We start from the raw sequence: 19,772 nt of genomic DNA on the forward strand, positions 1-19,772 counted from the left end.
CCTAAAAGCCTCAAGTGCGGATGCAATACCAGCTGACCCATACTGCACTGACCTCATTGCCTTGGAAGCCTCAAGCGCCGTCGCGAGATCCTTACTCCTAGAAGCCTCAAGTGCGGATGCAATACCAGCTGATGGCTTCAACGCATCCAAGGCCAACCCATACCGCTCTGATTCTTGACTGCCGGTGGTTTCTTCCTTGGCAATACCGTTACTTGGTTCAACTTTGAGAAGATCGATTCGCTTACGGGGCATGTACAATTCCAAGTCATCTTGCATAGTCAGCATTATATGGCAGCAATTACTCTGAATACTGCTCATACTCAAGCTGGAGTGCACAATCTTGCCGTTTAAACCCCGTTTAATTTCATCGCAAGCACACCTGCAGCACCAACGACGCCACCCACCCAGCCAAAGCCCCGCAAAACGCGTTTACGGGGTTTTGGCTTATCTGCCCACCAAACGTTGCAGATAGTCCAGGGCGGTTTGTTCGATCTCGGCTTCGTCGCCTGGTGTCAGTGCCAGAAACGGCCTGGCCGGGATCACGCTGCCGGGGTGGTTGACCTTGGCCACTACGCGCCCGCCAAAGGCCAGCGCCTTCTTGTCACGCGGCCGGATTTCATGGGCGCGGGTACGGCCACCGAACTGGTGGATGGCGGCGTACTTTTTGTTGCTACCCACCACAGCGCTGTCGGCGTCGCTGTCCGAGTCGATACTGGCCGCCAGTTGGCCGCTGGCCTGCAGGATCTTGCCACCCGGCCGGCCTGGCGGTTTCAGGCCTTGCCACTTCGGGCGGCCTTCCTGGGCGAAGTTTTCTTCCACCGCGTCTGCCATGATGGCAGCCACATTGGCCATCAACGGTGCACGCTGTTGCCTGGCGATACGCTCGATGGCGGCGGCAATGCCCTGGCGGTCGATTTTGATGTCTATCATGGCTATACTCAGTTCAGGCACCGGAAACACGGTGAATACTCCCGGCCGTAGGACGCTCTTCGGGGCGGATCGCGTGAGGGTGAAGTGGGAGTCCCTCCCGGTGCCTACCCCCCCGCCCAGTCATTTCGTACTATCTCTCCGCGCTTCATCGCTTGTTCTGCCGCTTTGACGCTGCTTTCCCTGAATGATGTCAAAAACAAGGCTTTGCCCGATTGGGTGGCTTTGATCACCGCGTGATAAACACGGCCGGCACGCTGGATAAAGACCAGATTCAAATCGCCTTGGCGTATCACAATTTGCGCCCGTTCAATCACCTCCTGCACCCGCCAGTAATCCGCCAGATCAATGCTCTGGCCATCACGGCTGACGAACTGCTTGGCCAGCGTGTCATCAGACAGCCAGACGGTTTGCGCCTCGGCGTTCAACAACTGACGATATTCATCAGACAGCACTGCCACCGGGTAACGCTGGCCAACAGCCAGTGCCTGGCGTATAGCGTTTACGCTCTGGCCTGCGGCCAACCTTTCGGCCACTGCACTATCCAGCTGCTGATACCAGCGGGCAAAGTCCGGCCCGGTCAGCGTGCCGCGCACGTACTGGCGGGCAGTGTCCACGGGGTAACGATCCAGATCCGGCTGGTAGGCTGCTTGCCCGGCATTGAAGCCAAAGCCGGCGTCGGCCATGAACGGTTGGCCGGCCGGGTCGCGGAACAACGGTGCCGGCCGGGTATTGCCCTGGCGGTCTATCGGCTGCTGCACCGCTTCCATCAGGCCTTCGCTGCTGGATGTCTTAATGCCCTGGCGCTCGATGTCGCGCTGGCTGCGGGTACGCACGCGGCAGCGGCAGTTCCAGCCGTTGGGTGGATAGAAGGCGCGCCAGAACGGGTCGTCGTAGCGGAACACGCGGCCGTGCATGGCAGCGTGGCGCGGGCGGGTGCGGGTATCCAGCACCGCCACGTATTCCCACCACGGCCGGAACGCGGCATTGGCCAGCTGTGCCTGGTAGCGGCCAGCCATATAGGCCGACTGCAGGTTGGTGCGATAGATGGTTTCCAGCCGGCGCGGGTTCAGCCGTTTGCCTTCGATTTCGCCGGTACTTTTGTCAACGATGCGCCCCTTACCCCACCAGCCTTTTGCCTCCAGCACCGGCTGCAAGCGGTGTTGAAAACCCTGCAGCGTTTCGCCGTTTGTCAATGCCTGGTCCAGCGCACCCCGGATGTCCTGCAGGATATCCAGCTTGGCCACGCCGGCCACGGTGAAGGCTTTGGCGTGCGCCTCGACCCAGACGTCCTGCCACTTGAAGCTGATGGCAAAGCCCTTGCTCTCGAAATAGCGGATGGCTTCTTCCGGTGGCAGACCGATGGCAAAGCCCAAGTCAGCGCTCGGCATGGATACGCCCCCATACATCGGCCACGAAGATGGCGCGGGCCATCAGCTCGGTCAGCGCGGCATCGTCCATCTGCGGGTAAGCTTCGGCCAGGGCGGCCAGCGCATCGTCGGGCGTGGCGCCATCACGAATGGCACTGATGGCCGGTGCCAGCATGCTGGCCAGCGTGTCGGCAGCAGTATCCGACAGGCTGGCGGCGTCTATGGCGGCCTGATCCGGGTACACCACTTCGCCCTGGTCGTTGCTCAGTACCGCCCGGTACTGGAAACCGGCAGCGGCTGGCGCCGGTTTTGACACCTGGCGCAGCGCGGGCGGCAGCGCCATTTCCGGGCGCGGGGCAATCAGCACCTCGTCGTCCGGCCCCGCTTCAGGAATCGCCAGCTTGTCGTGTACCCAACTGGTCTTTACCCGCAGCCCCAGCCCCACCAGCTTCGGCAGGCTGTCGGCGTACAGCTTGAGGTCTTCCGGCTCACGGGTATCGAACACCAGGCGCGGCTGGCGGCGCGGGTCGACGTTGGCGTAGTTCAGCGCCAGCAATGGCCAGATCAGGTCGCGGCTAATGGTACCGGCCAGCTGCTTGGCGTCCGATACCATCAGGTCGCGGCGCACTTCGTTATGTACATTGCCCAGCGCGTGGGTGCTGCTGGCACCGTCGGCCTGGCTGGTGAGCGTGCCGCCCAGGATGGCTTTGGACTGGCTGCGCTCGCACCAGGACACCATGGCCATGAACGGGTCGTGGCTGCCCTTGGCCGCCTCTTCGAACTCGATAAGCATGCCATCGGGAATGATGCCGGCAGCGTTGTGGCCGATGCTGGCCACCGCCCGCAACAGCGTGGCTTTCTCTTCCTTGGTGGCGCCGGCCGGGTATTTGCCCAGCCGCAGCGGCAGGCCGTAGATTTCCAGGAACTCGGCCAGATCGCGCACGCTGTAGCTTTTGAACAGGTAGGGCCAGGCCAGCACGCGGTGCAGGCCGGCGCGGTTCAGGTAGCCGCTTTTGGCTTTGTGCTTGTGCACGATCCAGCCGAATGGCCGCAGCACGGCACCGTCCAGGCTGTTGTCACGCAAGCGCAGGTCGTTGCCGTCATGCCGTGCTGTCTGGAACCAGCGCGGTGGCCGGTGGCTGATGGCCTTGGGCAGCCAGGTAGTGCCCTGGCGCTGCCATTCGATTTCCTGTGCAGAAAAGCTGTGGCCGATGCCGTCCAGGGCGTCCAGCATGATGTCTTCCAGGTCGGGCATGTCCTGCAGCCAGGCCATGACCTGGGCGGCTTGTTTCTTCTCGGTAGCGCTGGCGCTGTCTGGCGGCTCTATCGACCAGTCCAGCGTCAGGATGGCGCGCTTGCGCTTGCTCATCTCGGCGTAGATGTGGGCGTCTTTCTCTTCCATGTCGGCAAACAGGTCGGCCTGGGCGGCCAGGTCGCCGCGCTCGGCGTCTTCCAGGATGCGGTGCAGCCGTTGCGGGGTCAGCCCGCGTGAGGGGTGCGCCGCCTGGTCGCGCTGCAGGCTCCACAGCTCGGCGGTTTGTGGCTCGGCCAGGTCGGCACTGCGAATGGGGCGGCCGTGTTGGTCTACGATTTGCGGCATGTTTGTCACCTCTACCAGCAACCTTCGCCAAAGGTGGCGTTGTCTTCGTCGTCTTCGCGGTGCACGGAATGCCCCCGCGTGACGGCTTCAAATTCAATCGGGGCCGCTTCGTTGCGGCTGGCGTAGTCGGCCAGCAGCAAGGCAATGGCGCTATCACCGTGGCGCTTGCCGCCCTGGGTGCTTCCGGTCTCTTTGGTACGCGCGTCCGGCACACGCGGGATGCCGCGTATCACCTGTACCTGGCGGTAGTCGGTGAGCACGTCTTCGTCGGCCGGCAGGTCGCACAGCGTGCCGTCTTCCAGCGCGGCCTTCAGCTTGGGGAAGTTCTCCATGTAGAAACTTTCCGTAGCCTGGATGCTGTGGATGCGGGTAGCGCCGTAACGCTGGGTGGCTTTTTCGGCCAGGTAGGCACCGTTGCCGCGTGCATCCAGTGCGGCGGACAGGAAGTTGGGCAGCCGGTCCAGGATGTAAAACAGCATCTGCCGCTGCTGGTCGAACGGCATGTTACGGATCTCTACCTGGAACAGCACCCGCCGGTACAGGCCGTGGCGTACCAGCGGCTTGAAGATGGTGAGGTCTCCCGTGCGGGCGAAGTCTTCGCCTAAGTAGCACTTGGCGTTCTTGGGCACCTTGTCCAGCAGCGGCTTCAGGTGGGTGTCGCACCAGTCACGTATATCTGCCTCGCGCACGCTTTCGGGCAGCAAGGTAAAGGCGTCGTCACGGGCGATGCGCAGCACCGGCGTGGCCGGGTTGGCGCGGCTGTCGATCAGTGCCCGGCTGAAGTAGCTGCCACCGCTCTTACGCGGTACACAGCCGTACTCTTCCTCGGCGCACTCCACGCTGGGCGCGTTCTTGTACAGGTCGTCTCGCCATTTCTTTTCGCCCTCTGGCGTCCAGGTCTGGCCGGTGACGTAGCAGATACGCTGGTACAGGCCATCGGCAATGGCGTCGTCCAGCGTGATGCGGTGCACGCTGTAGTCCTTGCGGCCTTCGCGGGCGTCGGTGATGTACTGGCAGAACGGGTTGTCCACGCCGTTGTGGGTGCTGATCAGCCGCACCTTGTTGCCCCACATGGTCAGTGCCAGCGCCGCTTTCAGCAGCTCTTCCAGGCTGTCGTGGAAGGCCGCTTCGTCAATCACCACATCGCCCTGCAGGCCGCGCAGGTTGGACGGCCGGCTGGATAGCGCCTGGATCTTGAAGCCGCTTTTGGGGAAGCGGATCATGTAGGTCAGGATTTCTTCCTGCTTGCCTTCGTCCCAGAACGTCTGCTCGTAGACGTCGGCCTGCGCCAGCTCGTTAAACGCCTTGGCGAACAGTGCACAGGCGGCGATGTACTCCAGCGCCATTTCCCTCTTGCTGCCTACGTAGAAGGTATTGCAGCCCTGGCGGCGGCGTGGCCGGGCGGCCTTTACCACGTTGCGGCCGGCCTCTGCCCAGGTAATGCCGGTGCGGCGGCTCTTCTCGGCAAACATGATCTGTGCTTCGTCGGCAAACCAGCGCTGCTGGTACGGCAGGAATACCGGCTGTTCGGCTGGTATGGCGTCGGCCACGTCCTGTGGCACCACCACGCCGGCCAGCGCCAGCTCTTCGGCCAGGTCGATCTTGCGTGGGGTGCCGACAGGGGTGAGCGTCGAGGCGGCTTGTGCCGCTGGCTTGGCCATCAGGCTTTACCCAGCAGAATGCGGCGGATGCGGGCTTCCATCTGCTCGCTCATGCCATCTGCGCCGCGCATTTCTTCCAGCTTCTCCTCCTGCTCGGCCAGCAGCTGGGCGCGTGCTTCGCGCTCGATGCGCTCCTGCTCTTCGCGGCGGAATTTCTTCTGCACCACCGTGGCACGGCCCAGCTCGGCCACTGCCTTGGCCACCTTCGGCAGGTCGATCTTGCCTTCCTCGGACACCATCAGCAGCTGGAAGATTTTTTCCTGCACCAGGCGCATCAGCGCTTCGTTGACCGCGCCTTCGTTATCCGGCGCGGCCTCCACCACGGCACGCGCCTGCTGGCTGGCCATCTTCAGCGCGGCCAGCTTGTCTTCGAAGGTCTGGCCATAGCGGTGGATGGCGCTTTTACTGATGTCGTAGCCCTTGGCACGCAAGGCTTCGGCCAGCAGGTCGTAGCCGGAAAAATCGCCCTCTACCAGGGCGCTATCCAGCCAGGCTTTAACGTCCGGCGGCAGACTGGTGATTTTTGAACGTGGCGGCATGGCGACCTCAGAAGTACTTGGCCGGCCGGGCAATGCCGGGCTGGCAGTCCACGGTGTATTCCACGATGTCCACGCCCAGGCGCGTGAGGTCGGCGTACCACGGGCCGGCAGGGTCGACCTTGATGGTCACCAGCTGGCGGTCTTTCAGGTAGTCCAGCTCGCGGCGCTGCTCCATCTGGGTGGCATCCGGGTAGATGCTCTGGATGGTGGACAGGATCAGCGCCTCGTGCGCGCCCACCGGGCGGGCGTTGTTCAGCGTGAGCAGCAGCGCCCAGCGCATGCTTTCGCGGCGGGCGCGGGCCGGGTCGAGTGCGGTTTGGATCATCATGGTTTCCTTTGCATGGCCAGCTGCTGCAGGCTGTGGGCGACGCCGTCCAGCTTGGCTTCGATGGTGGTCTGATTACGGATGAAGTCTTCACGGCGCACGTATTCCAGCGGCAGCGTGCCCATGAGCTTTAGCAGGTCTTTTTCCAGCTCCACCAGCTTGGCGCGGTGGTCTTCCAGCGTAGTGGCGGTGATTTCCTGCGATGCCGCTACCGCCTGAAATTTCTCGGTGATGCTGCGGCTGACCTGGCTGGCCAGGATTTTGGCCAGCGTCCAGAACCCGCCCAGGATGGTGAGCAGCAAGGTGATGGCTTGCCATAGTTCCAGCGTGATGTTCATTTGTGCCCCTTTTCACAAGCGGTTTGGCACCGGATGCAGCGCGTGCAGCCCATCGCAGCCTGGCGTCGTTTCTCGGGTATGGCTTGGCCGCAGCGCATGCAATGCTCCAGGCTGCTACCCTGCGGCCGGCTGGCAGCCGCTTGGGCAGCCAGCGCCTGCTCGCGCTGGCGCTGCTCCAGTGCTTGTGCCCGGTCGTACACGTCGGTCATGGTGTGGCCGCCTGCTGGTGCAGGCGGATGAACAGCTGCAGCTGGCTTTCAAGCTGCTGGCACCACTGGCCGTAATCGGCCGCGTGGGCTAAGAGGTCGCGGGGTAATAGCCCGGCTGCGGCGGGGGCGGCTTCTGCGGTAGCTGCAGCATGTCCGGCGTTGGCTGCGGGCACTGCGGCAGCCAGGTCGGCGTCGGTGTAGCCAAGGAAGCGCTGGTAGAGGCGCAGGCTGTCAGGGCCAAGGCCAGTAAAAGCGGGGCCATCTTGCTGGGTGACATGGGTAATCCTTTTACGGTGTTGTGCCTGGGCTTGCGCCAGTGCCGCACGGGTGTGCAGCAGTTCGCTGCCAATCTGGTGGGCCTGCTGTTGCAGTACCAGGTAGCGGGCCTGGCTGGCTTGCAGCTGGCGGGCATGCAGCTGGCTGTCCTGGGCACGCGCTGCCGCGTATTGCTGTTCCAAGCGCGCCAGCTTTAGTTCGCCGCTGCGGCTGGCCTGGGTGTGGCCCAGGTCGTAGCCCAGGTAGGCCACCACCGCCAGCGGCAGCACCACCTTGCCGATGCGCCAGGCGTTGAAAGCCAGGGTTTCAAGCATCGTTGGCCTCCTTGCTGTCGCGGCGGGTGGCTATCCAGCGGCGGGCGGCCGAGTAGCCCCCCACCATGCCCAGGTAGGCCAGCCAGATATCGGCACCCAGCGTGTCGCGCCAGCCTTGCTGGATGAACATGGCGGTGGCCACCGCGCAGGCCACATTGGCCCACAGCTTGCTGTGGCTGAGGCGGCCGGTGGCCGGGTTGGTAAACAGGTCGGACACGTTCATGGTGCTACGCCTGCAGGTTGGCCGGCAGCGGCTTCATGCCGGCTTGCAGCCAGTCGGCCACGTTGAAACCGGGGCAGGTTTTCAGCCACTCGGCAGGCTCTACCGTGCCGTCGCCGTCCTTGTCCGGCGACAGGTCGCGGTGGCCTACCACACGGGCCGCCGGGTACTGCGCTTTCAGCGCTTTCACCAGGCTGTGCAGGGCATCCCACTGCGCACGGGTAAAGCGGCTGGTGCCGACAAGGCAGATACCGATGGACTGGCTATTGAAGCCCTGCACGTGCGCGCCAACCTCGGCCATGGCGCGGCCGGTGTGCTTGCTGCCGTCGGTATCCAGCACAAAGTGGTAGCCGATGGCGGCCAGATCAGGGTTGAAGGCGGCACGGGCAGCGCGCTGGCGCTGAAAGCCACGCTGGGCATGCCAGCCGTCGATAACGGCAGTGGCCGACTGGGTGCGGCTACCCAGCTGCCGGCCGTTAGCGCTGGCCGAGCAGTGGATGACGATAAGGCTGATGGGGCGGGACATGGCGACTCCTGGAAAGCGGTGTCGCCAGCATAGAAAAAGCGCCCGCAGGGGGCGCTGTGAAGGGGGTCAGTGCCAAGAGAGTTAACAAAATAGAATTAACATTACCAAGTTATTTCTTTTTTTGTGAAAAATGGCACTATATTTTCAGGATTTAACAACGAATAAAGCCTTTTATCATTTGTCAGGACGTGATATTCGTCAGAAAGATTGATTAGTGAGTTGTCGGTAAGTCCAAATTTCAGAAAGGCTTCGGATGCGCAATCTTCTTTGATATTAACTCTTATCTCATTAAAAATACTTAGAAGATTTCTGGCAATATGAAATGCTGAAATTGCCGAATTACCACTCAAATCAATGAGGTTAGATACTTCGGCGGCTATATATGGTGTTACAAAGACTTCCTCATAACTACCCATAATGCGCACTACGCTCTGGTAGTCCTCCTCGCAATAGCCGCCTAATCTTTTTGATAGAGAAATAAATCGCCCATTCTCCACCGCGCCAATGACTAATAAAAGCAAAAGGTTGGTATCGATTATTAGCTTCTTCCCGATCAATCTCACTTATCCCTATACATTTTAAAGCCTTTGAAGACACCACTTCCTGAGTCTACCAAAAACACTTTGTACTCTCTTCTTCGACCCATTATTTGAGCGAGCTGAGCCATGGCCGATAGGCCATTAGCTTTTTCCGGACTAATGGCAAGAGGATCAGATCCATGCAACTCGTAACTAAGAGTAACTTCCAAGTATTTTTCATCACTTGATATGATCACACCCTCAAGCGTGAAGTTGTAAGCCTGTTTAAGTAGATTTTTCGCATTTGATAGAGCCACATCAATTGCTTGCTCGAATTGAATCATATTTCCAACCTTGATTTATTTAAAGTTTAGGTGCGCAATATTAAACAAGGGCCATCATGCATGATCACTAAAATAAACTTGCCTGACCAGGGTAATCTTCGATGCTTGTTTGTTTCAGTATTCGCCAGACATTTCGCTCAGTCATTTTATACTTCCGAGCCAAAAACGAGGCAATGTACGTGGCTGACTGAGTTGATGACATCAAATCAAATTCTTTGCACATGATTAAATTTCGTGACTCAGTGAGTGCGTTCTTACAGAGAGGGATGGATAAGACTTCACCTCCGAAATGCTGAGTCAGAATGTCAGCCGCCTCCACTCCCAACACTTCGGCCAAGGCTTCATAGCGCACATGGCCGCTACGAGTCTGGTTCTTGCTGACTGGAAAGGTGGTGCCGCCCCAAGTTTGTACCAATAGCATGGTTTTCTGCAATCCTATCAAACTAATAAACAGCCGGGCCGACTCCGGTAGCAGGTGTTGTACATTGTCCAGGTTCATCGCGGGTACCTCCCTTGCCGCGTGGCGTCCACAATCAGTGCCTTCATCAGTTTTTCCAGCTGCTCATACGTGAGCCAGTCCACTTTTTCTACCTGGAACATGCGCGCTGCCATCGCGTCGGCGTAGGCCCACGGCCGGCCTGCGGTGGCCAGCATGGCTTCGATCTTGGCCATCAGCCTGGCCTTGTGCCGGGCCGGTGCCGGCTTGCGGCCGGCCTTGCTGGCCGCCTTGGGCTGCCAGCCCAGGCGCTTGCAGTTGGCTATCACCTTGGCAGCGGCAGCAACAGACAGGTCTTTGGCCGACGTGACGCCCGCCACGCTGTGCAGCATGGCGCGGTAGGTCGCGTCGTCCATCCCCAGCGCTTTTTTGGCGATGTGGATCTGGGCCAGTAGATTGCGCATGATGTGTCACCCTTGGAAAAACACCTTGCGTAGCCGTCTGCGTACAGGCGGCTGGACACGGTGCTCTGTGCCCTAGACCCCGGCAATATCAAGCGGGATAGCCTGGTACTGGTCGGTCTCGCCCACCCGTTCGTACACGCGGATATAGCTGCGCGAGCACTGCACGCGTACCGAGTCGGACAGGGCCGACATGGCGCGCTGCCACTTTTCGTCCTGGATATCCAGGCGGCGCAGCGACAGGATGCGGCCGGTGGAAATCTTGCCTTCCTTGTCCACGTTGAACGCGTCGTTGATCAGGGCGCGGATCTCGCTGCGGGCACCGGCTGTCCACTCGTGCACGCATTCGTCGATTAGCGCCTTGGCGGCCTGCAGGCCTTCGTCGAAGGTGAGCGTGTCGGCCATGGCACGCAGCACTTTGAAGCGGCCGTCGAAGCTGACCAGGGTGACGTTGCCCTTGGCACCGCCCAGACGGGTGTCGTAGCGCTCTACCGACAGCTCCACAAAGGCACCGATGTCGGCAAACACGCTGCTCTTGAAGCTGGCCAGCGCGGCATTCAGCGCCTTGGCCTTGGCCACGATTTCCTGCACCAGCTGGTCGCGGGCCAAGTCGATGGGTTTGATGGTGGCCAGCGGCACCAGGCGGCCTTTGGCGTCTTGCTTGTAGTCGTTTGTGATGGTGTTCATGTGCATCGTCCTAGCAGTTGTTTCACTTGGGCCAGCTGTCTGCGGTTGGCAGCCAGCCGCTGCGGGGTAAAGAAGGTGCTGCTATCGGCTTGCCAGTAGGTGCCGGGTGGCTCCGGTACCGGGGTTGCTACCGGCGGCGCTGCAGGTGCCTCGGTTTGGGGTGGTTGGGGTTGGCCGCATTCGTCCAGGTAGTCCAGCCACACGATTTCGCGGGCGCGCTGCAGGCTGATGCCTTGCTCTGCGGCCAACCTTTCGGCCTCCCAGCGCAGCCTGGCACGGGTTTCGTCGCACAGCGCCATTAGTGGCCGAACTCCGTCCACACTACCCGGCAGCCACCAATGCAGAATTGCCCTTGCCTGTAAGGGCCGATATGGTCGCTACGGCCAAAGCTGTAATAGGCGGCATCGCCACTGGCGACCAGGCGGCTGCACTTGCTGCTGGTCTGGATTTCGATGGTAGGCCGCTTGCCTTCCAGCCGAGCAGCGCAGGCCACCAGGCCCATCTTGCCCAGCTCGCGGATGGCGTCGGCTACCTTCAGGGTGCTGGCCAGCAGCACGGCATTGCTGATTTGCGCGTTGTTTGTCATGGCTATTCTCCTTGTGGGCGTTTGGGGCAGCGCTGGCAGGCGCGCCAGTGGGAAAGCTTCATCGGGTGATGTGTAGGGGCCACGGCCAGGGCGGTGGCCCGGCAGGTGGCGCTGCTGATCTGTTCGCCGCTATGCGGGCAGGTCAGTTTGTCCAGCGTGGCCAGCACGGTCTGGGCAATGCGGTCGGCTTTGCCGGGGTACTTGCCGGCCAGCACCAGGCTGATGGTAGCGGTGCTGTAACCCAGCAGCTTGGCGGTGCGGGCCATGCTGGTGCGCCGGGCCTCTTCGCGCAGCAGGTGTAGCCAGTGCGCTGCGCTGTCAGTAGTCGTCATCGTTTGGCTCCTGTTGCCATACCACGCGGCCCAGATTGGGGTCGTACAGTGACTTGGTACGCTGGATCATGGGTGGCCGTGGCCCGGTATAGCGGCCTGGCTGCAAGGCATAGCGCGCCAGCGTCTTGCCCTTGCCTATGCCCTTGGTGGTGGCGGGTACCGTAACGGCCAGATAGCCTGCCAGGCGCAGGGTGCGGATGTAGCTGTTGGCGCTGTCTTCGCTCACCACGACCCCACCGGCACTGGCGTAGGCCACCAGCTCGCGGCAGGTAAAGTCGCGGGTGATGTGCATGGCGCGCCACATGGCTTCGGTGCCCATGCCCTGGCTGACCGGCTGGCCACGGCGGGTCAGCCGGGGTGCCTCTACACCGTTGTCGCGCTGCAGGCTGTAGTGCCTGACCGTGGCCGGTGGCGCATCGGCCGGTGTGTGGCACTGCACGTATCCGGCGCGCACCAGCGCCTGCAGATAGCTTTGTGCTGTTTCGTCGTCGGCATCGGCCCGCCGGGCCAGGGTGTACAGGGTAAAGCTGCCCTGCTGGGCGCGCAGTGCTTCCCAGATGCGTTGGCGCTGGCTTTTGCCGCCCTTGAATTCCAGCTGGACAGGCTGGCGGCGCCCTGTTTTACGTTGGCTCATGTGCGGCTCCTCAGCTCAGGCCACGCCGCTTGGGCGCTTCGCCGGTATACAGCTCACGATGGCCCCATAGCGGCATGTCTACCTGGCCCCAGGCTTCGATATTGGCGGTGTCCTGGATGTTGACCAGATTGACCGACACCCTGCGCACGCTGCCATGGCTTAGGGCGACCAGGTGCTGCAGCAGGTCGTCCGCCACGGTGACATCCGGGCAGTAAATACCGGCCAGCAGGCGGGCGTCGTCCAGCGACACCGGCGCGGCGGGCAGCCAGTTCAGCACTCGGCCGTGAAAGCGTTCGTGCTTCTTGAGCTTGTTTGGCAGCAGCTCTTCACCCACCAGCAGCAGGCTGCTCTGGCTGCCTTCGTAGATGTCGCGCACCAGCTCGACCATGGCGTCTTTGGCGGCTGCGTAGTCGAACTCGTCCAAGATCAGCGGGCGGCGGCTAGCGGCCAGCTGCTCGCAAATCTGGTCCAGCAGCTGGGTGGTGCGGCCTACCGGCTTGATACCCATTTCGAACAGGATTTTTTCCAGCAGGTCTTTGCGGCTCCAGCTGCTGCGCATCTGCACGTAGTAGGCACGGCTGCGGGTGGCTACCGCGACGGTGGCGGTGGTTTTGCCATAACCGGACGGGCCGTAGTACACGGCCAGGCCTGGCAGGCCATCCTGCCGGCTGACCAGCTTTTCCATGAGTACCGCCACCAGGTCGAGGTTGGCGATAGGGGCTATCAGGTTCATGCGGTCTCCTTTCCTGCGTTGTCTGGCTGCTTGTTCATGACACTGAATTCGCGGCTTTTCGGGTAGCTGGCTAGCCAGCGGGTTTCTTTGTCGGTCAGCACCTCACCAGCGGCGGCCTGCCCGGACAAGGCGTGCCACTGGCGGATACGCAGCTGCGGGGTGGCTGGCACGCTGAAGCCCTGCCCTGCCACCACCTCGGCGTTCACCACGCGCAGCGGGCTGGCGTTTAATGGTTCGCGGGCCTCGGCCATGCGGTTAAACGCGCCGGCAATGTCGCTGCTGCGAATACCGGGGAGGCTGACCGGGCTGTCGATCACGGTGAGTGCCGGGCGGGCATCGCGCTCCTGTTCGATGGCATCGCGTTTGGCCGCCAGATTGCGTAGCTGGGCAGCAGCGCGCTGGTCGCGGGCGTGCTGTACCTGGCTGGCGGGGAAGTACTGGCTGCGGTTGGCGCCCCATTCCGCGCTGCAGACATAGCGGCCATCCGGCAGGTACACCCATACTTGCTGCGGGTTGTGGATGTCATAGGCCACCTGCACGGTCTGGCCGTGTAGCTCGGTGAGGTCGCGGCTGAAATACTGGTTGTTGAACAGGCGCACTTCGCCACGCTGTACCGTGCGTGCCATACGCGGGCGGAACAGCAAGGCCAGGGCATCCGGCTGCATGCGGTCGGCCTGCCAGCCTTTGGCGATAAAGCCCTGCAGCGCCTGGTCCGGGCTTAGCCCGTTCAGGCTGGCGTGCGGGCGGGCGTTGTACTCGGCGACGCGCTCGCGGCAGAACTGCAGGAAGTCATCCCACTGCATCATCGGCATGCTGCGGGTACCGGTTTTGGCCAATGCGGCGCGGGTGAGCTTGAAGTGGCGCTGGCGCGCTTCGCTGTCCATGTCGGCGCCCATATAGCTGGGCAGCAGCTTGGCGGCATTGACCCACAGCGTCTGGTGCAGGCGTTCAATCACGCCACGGGCCTGCGAGTTGTAGGCGATGGAGTGCAGCATGGTCATGCCGATGCGCCCCATCAGGCCGACACCTTCGTCTTTCATCAGCACGTTGACGTAGCCGCTGCCGTTATCGACATAGAAGATGGCCCCCATGCCGTCCGTACTGCAGGCCTGGCGCAGTGCGTCCAGTACGGCGGTGCCGGACTCGGCCAGATCCACCGACCAGCCCACCACGCGGCGGGTGGCGATATCGACAATGCTGGTGACCTCCGGGCGGAAGGGCCGGCCGGTAATGGGGTGCTGTACCTCGGCATCGAAGCAGTGGCCATCGGCACTCCAGACGTCGTTGGGCTGCAGCTCGGCAAAGTCGCGGCGCACAAAGGGCAGCAGGGTTTTAAGCTCGCGCCCGCCCAGGCGGCCACGCTCGCGGCTGACGGTGCCCAGCTTGGCCAGAAAGCGGCGTACCGCATGGATGCTGGGCAGGATGCGCGACAGCTCTGGCACGTCCAGCTGGCGGCCGGCCATGTCCTGGCAAAACAGCTTGTAAGCCAGCTCGACGCTGGGCTTTTGCGGCTGCTGCCAGTAGCCCAGGAAATCCCGCGCCCACCAAGGGATAGTGAAGTCCGGCTGGATAACCTTGGGGGCCAGCTGGCTGTCGGCACGCTGGGCAAACCAGCGCTTGATGGTGCGTACCGATGGCAGGTCGCCACCGCTCTTGCGGCCGCGCTTGTCTTCGGCTTTGCGCAGCATGGCACAAACCAGCGGGCTGGCATCGCCGGCAGCCGCGCTGGCCAGCAGATGGTGGATCGCACGTTCTTTGGTGAGGCCGCAGCCCTGCATCAGCTCTTCGATGTGGGCCAGTACACCCAGGCGGGCACCTTCGATGGTCTGCTGCTCGGTGGTGAGCGGCAGCGCCAGCTGCGCATCACGCAGGGCCGGTGCCTTGCGCTTGACGGCTGCCGGTACCGGCAGGCTGGCCAGCAGCTCGCGGGCGGCGGCGGTACGGATGAAGTCTTGCGCGGCGGGCGGCAGGCTGATGAGGGCGAACTCGCGGCCACCTCCCCTGCCCTGGCGTTTACGGCTAGCCCAGCTTTCATGCTTGGCACGCAAGCCCAGCCCCTGAATGGTGGCGGGCAAGCCCGGCAGCCTCATGGCGACCAGCTCTGCGGCGCTGTAGTGACTTTTGATGCTCATGCTTCGTCACCCCCGAACAGGTCCAGCTCCGGCTCGCTACTTTTCTGGACGTTGTGGCGGTGATAGGCGAACTCGCTGAGGGTGCGCGTCATGGCTGCCAGCGTTTCGTCAGCACCTTCTCCTTGCACATAAAAGCGTGCCAGCAAGGCCATGGCAGCGGCGGCATTGGCTTGTACCTGGGCAATATCTGCTACGCTGGCTTTCTTGCCGCTGGGAATGGCAATGACCACTCGGTTGCCTTGTGCCAGGCACAGGTATTCGCTGACCAAGGCAATGCCGCAAAAGGCTTCGAACTGCCTGATACGGTTGAGCGGCATGGAGGTATCTGCCAGCCAGCGGTATAGCGTCTTGCTTTCTACGCCCATCAGGTCGGCCAGCACCTTGATCGGACGCCGCAGGGTAGCTGCGTGCTCGACGCACAGCTCCATGGCCTCGGACAGACTGCTGGGCCGGATGGATTTGGCGCTGCGTTTTCTCATGGTGTCCTCCCTGTGTGCGGGAAACGGCGTGCTGGTGTGAACAGGCGCACCGCACTACGATTTACCCATGGCTGCCACGACTGATGCCGTGACAGGCGCCATGGAGGGGAAAACCGGCTTAAAATGGCGCTTCGCGTAACGTGCAGGCCATATCGTTTCGGGAGAGGTACCGATGGCGGCAGCGATGATGCGCTCCGCTTTGGGCCAGGGACGATTGAGGGCGTTGTTGAGTGCGCCTTCACTCAAACCCGCGTGTCTGGATAACTGACGTAGCGACCAGCCTTTTTTGTGCAGGGCCGCAACGATGTCCGCTCGATGCCAGTCTTCGGCGGCTTTTTTTGGGTTGCTCAATGTATTCATTGCCTTATCTCGTGGAGTGATTAGGTGAATACAAAGTACCTGAAAATTGGTTATCTATAATTGCTTTCAACTTATTTTCAGGTTTGTTATGTGGCAAACAACCCACAAACAGGCTGAAATGCTTTTGTTTTCAGGCACCTATGAACAACCTTAAAGCGCAGGAAGGCAACAGAAAACCGGTTTCAACTTACATTGTTGAACCTGAAAATGAACGACTGGCACTGGGTGAGCGAATCAGGTCGGCCAGAACGGCACTGGGCGTGTCAAGAAATGAAGCCGCTAACGTGGTGGGCGTTTCGCTATCTACCTTCCAGGCCTGGGAGGCCGGCGAACGTGAGCCGGACGCAACCAAGCTGTCAGCACTGGCAAGGCATTACGGGCTGGCGGCAGAGTGGGTGCTGTTCGGCGCTGGCCCGATGCTGGCGGCCAGCGGCGTGCCCGCTGCTGCCTCTGCAGGCAATGCACAGGCGGTGGTGGATACACGTGGCAATCCGGTAGATCTGTCGGAGTTTGTGTTCATCCCGCGCTACAACCTGAAAGCTGCAGCAGGCCACGGAGCCGTGGTGGATGACGAAACGCCGATGTTCAGCATGGCTTTCCGCCGCTATTGGGTAGAGAACTACCTGCACGCATACCCTGCAGACCTGGCGGTGATCTCTGTAAAAGGCGATTCAATGGAGGGCGTGCTGAACAACAAGGACGTGATCCTGCTGAATACCGCAGACAACCAGCCTACCAGTGGCTTGTATGTGCTACGGGTGGAAGGCGATTTGATCGTGAAACGGGTACAACGCCTGCCTGGTGGTACCCTGCGCGTTATCAGCGCCAACGACGCCTATCCTACCTTCGAAGTAGACCTGAATAGCCCGCCAGCTGACTTCGATGTCATCGGCCGTGTAGTGTGGTATGGCAGACAAACATGAAAACTGGTGTCAAAGACGCCGCTGCAGAATGACAAAAAGGCCGCAAAACCCTGCGGCCTTTTACTTTGGCGGTGCAAAAATGACATCGGCGCGCATCATGGCCCTACAGAGCCAAAGCCGCACCGAGCCTAGATCTTCCCACAATATCCCGGCTCATCCCACCGACGGTGTCAATGCCAATACCTCCGCCACACCACACATTAGCCCTGACAGGGTAGCGTTGCGCGATTTTTGGCACAGTCTCGCACCACCCTTGTCACGAGCGGCAAGCTGCACAAGGCTGAGGGGCCGGGTGCAGCATGGCAGCCATGTGGTTGCAGCACTATTGTAAAAATCCTCACGAATATAAGGATTTTGCATGAAAGCCGATGGCAAATACAAAAATCCGCACAATTGCGAGGATTTGTTGCCAAGTGCGCGCACGGAGTGCAGAATCCTTACAACCGCAAGGATTTATCATGAAGATACCCATCGATAATGCAGCAGCCATTGGCAAAGTAGTGCGCGCCAGCCGCAAGGCACAGAAAATCCGCCAGGACGATGCCGCTGGCAGCATTGGCGTCAGCGAGAATTTTCTTGGCAAGATCGAGCGCGGCGGCGAAACGGTGCAGTGGGGCAAGCTGTTCCAGGTACTGGAGGGGCTGGGCATTCGCGTAACGGTGGACGTCCCCGAAAGCGTGGCCACCTACCTGCAGGATGCGGCCAACCACAAGGGCAAGCCATGAACGGGCGGTCTTTGCACGCATCGATCAATCACACCACGGTGGGCACCTTGCAAGAGGTGGCCGGGCTGTGGAGCTTCCAGTACGCGCCCGACTGGCTGGGCACGCCGGCGTGCTTCGCGCTCAGCCCGCACCTGCCACTGCAGGCCGAACCGTTGCTGGATGGCGCGAGCCAGCGCCCAGTGCAGTGGTATTTCGATAACCTGCTGCCGGAAGAAGGACAACGCTTGCTGCTGGCAGGCGATGCCCGGCTGGATGCGGCCGACGCCTTCGGCCTGCTGGCCTGGTACGGCGCAGAATCGGCCGGGTCGGTTACCTTGCTGCCACCCGATGCCGCGCCACACACAGCAGAACCGCTGCGACCTCTGCCGGACGAGGTGCTGGAGGCCCGCATTCGCCAGCTACCCAAGGCACCGCTGACGCAAGCGGCCATCAAACGCATGTCGCTGGCCGGCGCGCAGCACAAGCTGGCAGTAGTGCTGCAAGATGACGCATTGTTCGAACCAGCAGGCGCTACACCTTCCACCCATATCCTGAAGCCGGACCACCCGGATGAGGACTACCCCCACTCGGTAATCAACGAATGGTTCGTGATGCGCCTGGCCAAGCGACTGGGGCTGGCGGTGCCCGAGGTGCATCGGCGCTATGTACCATCACTGGTTTACCTGATAGACCGCTTTGACCGCACGCCTGCCGGCCAGGGTTGGCAGCGCCGGCACGTGATAGACGCCTGCCAGCTACTGGGGCTGGACCGCAGCTTCAAATACAGCCAGGGCAGCCTGCCAAACCTGGCCGCACTGGCCAATGCCTGCCGTAGCCCGGCGGTAGCGCGGCCCCGGCTGTTTGGCTGGCTGGTATTCAACGTGCTGGTAGGCAATAGCGATGCCCACCTGAAAAACCTGAGTTTTCTGGTATCGCATGAGGGCGTGCAGCTGGCACCGCTCTACGATCTGCTCAGTGTGGCCAGCTACGACACCGCCGCCTTCGATAAAACCGGGTGGCCGGCGCACACGCAGCTGGCCTGGCCACTCTTGGGCGAGCGGCACTTTTCGGCCATCACCCGTGGCCTGCTGCTGGAGGCCGGTGCGGCGTTAAACCTTGCCAAAGGCACCGCCGAGCGGCTGCTGGAAAACCTGCGCAAACGCGCCGTACAGCAGGCAGAAGCGCTGTACGCCGAGGTTGAAGCCGACAACGCCCGCCTGCTACAGGTGCGCCCCGAGCTGGCCGCCACGCAGGCAGGCGAGGCGCGCTGCCTGCGCACCCTGCTGCACACCGTTATCAAGGAAATGGCGCAGCAGCTGGCCTGAGCCAGAGCGTTGCTGGTAGCTGGCCGGGCGCCGCACCCAGCCACCAGCCAAGGCGCCACCACGGCGGAGCACTGCGCCCCCCCACCTACGCCCGCACAGCGGCATCCACCCACACACAGCAGTGCAATGCTTGCACGCTGCCCAATCGCCACCACTGCAGCAGGCAGTGTGCCAGCGCCCGGTTTCGATATAGGATAAGCGGGTAAACCCGACCACCCGCTACCAGACCATCATGCCCCCGCTGCTCAAGCTACTCCTCCAACCGCTACAAGCCCTGTGGCACAAGCATCGCGACGCCTGGAATAAGCCGCACTCCATGGGCAGCGCCTATGCTGACGACAACGGCGAGCTGCTAGAAGATGACCTTTGTTTCCAGCACGGACACCCCCCGCCCCGCTACCCGCGTTTCCGCCCCACGGTGTCACGCAACGCCGCCATCCGCGCCGCTTTTGTCAGCCGTGGGCACGGCCTGCGCAGTACGCGCCGGCTGGCCCCTGGCAGCGCCTGCCTGCTGGACGACGGGCAGCAGCTGTACCTGGGCGACGACGTGGCGGCCACGCAGCACACCGCAGGCCAGGTTGGCCGCAACACCAGCCACTAGCGTAGCCTGCGCCCTGGCGTGCCGCCGTGGCTGGACGCTGCAACAAAACACCCCCGACAGCCGGCAGCGGTCAGGGGTGTTGTCTATGGCAGGCAGCCGTGGCCTGGCATAGCCCGGCACCCAGCCCGGCGGCGCGGCCTGCGCTAGCCCTGCGCCAGCAGCGCACTGGCCAGCTGGCCCTGCGTGTCGCGGCGGGCCGCCAGCCGCTGCCG

29 protein-coding genes are annotated in these 19,772 nt (G+C 62.0%); 4 read left to right on the forward strand and 25 right to left on the reverse strand.

Annotated elements, in window-relative coordinates:
• The 25 genes from FLQ44_RS24075 to FLQ44_RS08445 form a co-directional block, all read right to left on the reverse strand.
• Window positions 1-252: hypothetical protein (locus FLQ44_RS24075; protein WP_206208767.1), on the reverse strand; the 252-nt coding region annotated here is incomplete at its 3' end.
• A 192-nt stretch (window positions 253-444) separates the two neighbouring features.
• Window positions 445-930, reverse strand: a complete 486-nt coding sequence (locus FLQ44_RS08330; protein WP_147693981.1) for a phage virion morphogenesis protein — start codon at window positions 928-930, stop codon at window positions 445-447.
• A 104-nt stretch (window positions 931-1,034) separates the two neighbouring features.
• Window positions 1,035-2,318 carry a phage head morphogenesis protein gene (locus FLQ44_RS08335; RefSeq protein WP_147693982.1) on the reverse strand — a complete coding sequence of 428 codons (1,284 nt, stop codon included), beginning with the start codon at window positions 2,316-2,318 and terminating at the stop codon, window positions 1,035-1,037.
• Window positions 2,305-3,897, reverse strand: a complete 1,593-nt coding sequence (locus tag FLQ44_RS08340) for a DUF935 domain-containing protein (RefSeq protein WP_147693983.1) — start codon at window positions 3,895-3,897, stop codon at window positions 2,305-2,307. Before FLQ44_RS08340 ends, FLQ44_RS08335 begins: the two co-directional genes overlap by 14 nt.
• Before the next feature lie 11 nt (window positions 3,898-3,908).
• Complete coding sequence (locus tag FLQ44_RS08345) at window positions 3,909-5,558, reverse strand: terminase family protein (protein ID WP_147693984.1); 1,650 nt, start codon at window positions 5,556-5,558, stop codon at window positions 3,909-3,911.
• A complete protein-coding gene (locus FLQ44_RS08350; RefSeq protein ID WP_147693985.1) occupies window positions 5,558-6,097 on the reverse strand; it encodes a DUF3486 family protein in 540 nt (179 codons plus the stop codon). Before FLQ44_RS08350 ends, FLQ44_RS08345 begins: the two co-directional genes overlap by 1 nt.
• A gap of 7 nt (window positions 6,098-6,104) precedes the next feature.
• Complete coding sequence (locus FLQ44_RS08355; protein ID WP_439144913.1) at window positions 6,105-6,425, reverse strand: hypothetical protein; 321 nt, start codon at window positions 6,423-6,425, stop codon at window positions 6,105-6,107.
• Window positions 6,422-6,760, reverse strand: a complete 339-nt coding sequence (locus FLQ44_RS08360; RefSeq protein WP_147693986.1) for a hypothetical protein — start codon at window positions 6,758-6,760, stop codon at window positions 6,422-6,424. The genes FLQ44_RS08355 and FLQ44_RS08360 overlap by 4 nt, the downstream gene beginning before the upstream one ends.
• Window positions 6,757-6,969 (reverse strand): TraR/DksA C4-type zinc finger protein, encoded by a 213-nt coding sequence (locus FLQ44_RS08365; RefSeq protein ID WP_147693987.1) that lies wholly within the window; start codon window positions 6,967-6,969, stop codon window positions 6,757-6,759. Before FLQ44_RS08365 ends, FLQ44_RS08360 begins: the two co-directional genes overlap by 4 nt.
• Window positions 6,966-7,559: a hypothetical protein gene (locus FLQ44_RS08370; protein WP_147693988.1), complete on the reverse strand. Its 594-nt coding sequence runs from the start codon at window positions 7,557-7,559 to the stop codon at window positions 6,966-6,968. The genes FLQ44_RS08365 and FLQ44_RS08370 overlap by 4 nt, the downstream gene beginning before the upstream one ends.
• Window positions 7,552-7,782 carry a DUF2644 domain-containing protein gene (locus tag FLQ44_RS08375; protein ID WP_147693989.1) on the reverse strand — a complete coding sequence of 77 codons (231 nt, stop codon included), beginning with the start codon at window positions 7,780-7,782 and terminating at the stop codon, window positions 7,552-7,554. The genes FLQ44_RS08370 and FLQ44_RS08375 overlap by 8 nt, the downstream gene beginning before the upstream one ends.
• A gap of 4 nt (window positions 7,783-7,786) precedes the next feature.
• Window positions 7,787-8,305 carry an N-acetylmuramoyl-L-alanine amidase gene (locus FLQ44_RS08380; protein WP_147693990.1) on the reverse strand — a complete coding sequence of 173 codons (519 nt, stop codon included), beginning with the start codon at window positions 8,303-8,305 and terminating at the stop codon, window positions 7,787-7,789.
• 101 nt (window positions 8,306-8,406) lie between these two features.
• Window positions 8,407-8,862 carry a PIN domain-containing protein gene (locus FLQ44_RS08385; RefSeq protein ID WP_147693991.1) on the reverse strand — a complete coding sequence of 152 codons (456 nt, stop codon included), beginning with the start codon at window positions 8,860-8,862 and terminating at the stop codon, window positions 8,407-8,409.
• Window positions 8,863-8,864: 2 nt separating this feature from the next.
• Window positions 8,865-9,167: a hypothetical protein gene (locus FLQ44_RS08390; protein ID WP_147693992.1), complete on the reverse strand. Its 303-nt coding sequence runs from the start codon at window positions 9,165-9,167 to the stop codon at window positions 8,865-8,867.
• 67 nt (window positions 9,168-9,234) lie between these two features.
• A complete protein-coding gene (locus tag FLQ44_RS08395) occupies window positions 9,235-9,666 on the reverse strand; it encodes a Mor transcription activator family protein (RefSeq protein ID WP_147693993.1) in 432 nt (143 codons plus the stop codon).
• Window positions 9,663-10,067: a gp16 family protein gene (locus tag FLQ44_RS08400; RefSeq protein WP_147693994.1), complete on the reverse strand. Its 405-nt coding sequence runs from the start codon at window positions 10,065-10,067 to the stop codon at window positions 9,663-9,665. The genes FLQ44_RS08395 and FLQ44_RS08400 overlap by 4 nt, the downstream gene beginning before the upstream one ends.
• 72 nt (window positions 10,068-10,139) lie before the next feature.
• Entirely contained in the window at window positions 10,140-10,751 is a 612-nt protein-coding gene (locus FLQ44_RS08405) for a DUF3164 family protein (protein WP_147693995.1), read from the reverse strand.
• Window positions 10,748-11,050: a hypothetical protein gene (locus FLQ44_RS08410; RefSeq protein WP_147693996.1), complete on the reverse strand. Its 303-nt coding sequence runs from the start codon at window positions 11,048-11,050 to the stop codon at window positions 10,748-10,750. The genes FLQ44_RS08405 and FLQ44_RS08410 overlap by 4 nt, the downstream gene beginning before the upstream one ends.
• Window positions 11,050-11,337: an HI_1482 family protein gene (locus FLQ44_RS08415; protein WP_147693997.1), complete on the reverse strand. Its 288-nt coding sequence runs from the start codon at window positions 11,335-11,337 to the stop codon at window positions 11,050-11,052. Before FLQ44_RS08415 ends, FLQ44_RS08410 begins: the two co-directional genes overlap by 1 nt.
• Before the next feature lie 2 nt (window positions 11,338-11,339).
• Entirely contained in the window at window positions 11,340-11,669 is a 330-nt protein-coding gene (locus tag FLQ44_RS08420; RefSeq protein WP_147693998.1) for an XRE family transcriptional regulator, read from the reverse strand.
• Window positions 11,656-12,303 carry a hypothetical protein gene (locus FLQ44_RS08425; RefSeq protein ID WP_147693999.1) on the reverse strand — a complete coding sequence of 216 codons (648 nt, stop codon included), beginning with the start codon at window positions 12,301-12,303 and terminating at the stop codon, window positions 11,656-11,658. Before FLQ44_RS08425 ends, FLQ44_RS08420 begins: the two co-directional genes overlap by 14 nt.
• Before the next feature lie 10 nt (window positions 12,304-12,313).
• Window positions 12,314-13,036: an AAA family ATPase gene (locus FLQ44_RS08430; protein WP_147694000.1), complete on the reverse strand. Its 723-nt coding sequence runs from the start codon at window positions 13,034-13,036 to the stop codon at window positions 12,314-12,316.
• The gene (locus FLQ44_RS08435; RefSeq protein WP_147694001.1) at window positions 13,033-15,168 is read right to left on the reverse strand and encodes a Mu transposase C-terminal domain-containing protein; all 2,136 of its coding nucleotides are present in this window, start codon (window positions 15,166-15,168) and stop codon (window positions 13,033-13,035) included. Before FLQ44_RS08435 ends, FLQ44_RS08430 begins: the two co-directional genes overlap by 4 nt.
• On the reverse strand, window positions 15,165-15,647 hold the full coding sequence (locus FLQ44_RS08440) for a hypothetical protein (RefSeq protein WP_147694002.1): 483 nt from the start codon (window positions 15,645-15,647) through the stop codon (window positions 15,165-15,167). The genes FLQ44_RS08435 and FLQ44_RS08440 overlap by 4 nt, the downstream gene beginning before the upstream one ends.
• 54 nt (window positions 15,648-15,701) lie before the next feature.
• Window positions 15,702-16,007: a helix-turn-helix domain-containing protein gene (locus tag FLQ44_RS08445; RefSeq protein ID WP_147694003.1), complete on the reverse strand. Its 306-nt coding sequence runs from the start codon at window positions 16,005-16,007 to the stop codon at window positions 15,702-15,704.
• Between the two features lie 140 nt (window positions 16,008-16,147).
• Here FLQ44_RS08445 and FLQ44_RS08450 point away from each other — a divergent pair, with 140 nt between their 5' ends.
• From FLQ44_RS08450 to FLQ44_RS08465, 4 genes are all read left to right on the forward strand, one after another.
• On the forward strand, window positions 16,148-16,930 hold the full coding sequence (locus FLQ44_RS08450; protein ID WP_147694004.1) for an XRE family transcriptional regulator: 783 nt from the start codon (window positions 16,148-16,150) through the stop codon (window positions 16,928-16,930).
• Window positions 16,931-17,388: 458 nt separating this feature from the next.
• On the forward strand, window positions 17,389-17,655 hold the full coding sequence (locus tag FLQ44_RS08455; protein WP_147694005.1) for a helix-turn-helix domain-containing protein: 267 nt from the start codon (window positions 17,389-17,391) through the stop codon (window positions 17,653-17,655).
• Window positions 17,652-18,959 (forward strand): HipA domain-containing protein, encoded by a 1,308-nt coding sequence (locus tag FLQ44_RS08460; protein ID WP_147694006.1) that lies wholly within the window; start codon window positions 17,652-17,654, stop codon window positions 18,957-18,959. The genes FLQ44_RS08455 and FLQ44_RS08460 overlap by 4 nt, the downstream gene beginning before the upstream one ends.
• A gap of 232 nt (window positions 18,960-19,191) precedes the next feature.
• Window positions 19,192-19,560, forward strand: coding sequence for a hypothetical protein (locus FLQ44_RS08465; RefSeq protein ID WP_147694007.1), 369 nt, complete (start codon window positions 19,192-19,194; stop codon window positions 19,558-19,560).
• The last annotated feature ends 212 nt before the right edge of the window (window positions 19,561-19,772 follow it).

The organism is Vogesella mureinivorans (assembly GCF_007644035.1).
Taxonomy (GTDB): Bacteria; Pseudomonadota; Gammaproteobacteria; order Burkholderiales; family Chromobacteriaceae; genus Vogesella; species Vogesella mureinivorans.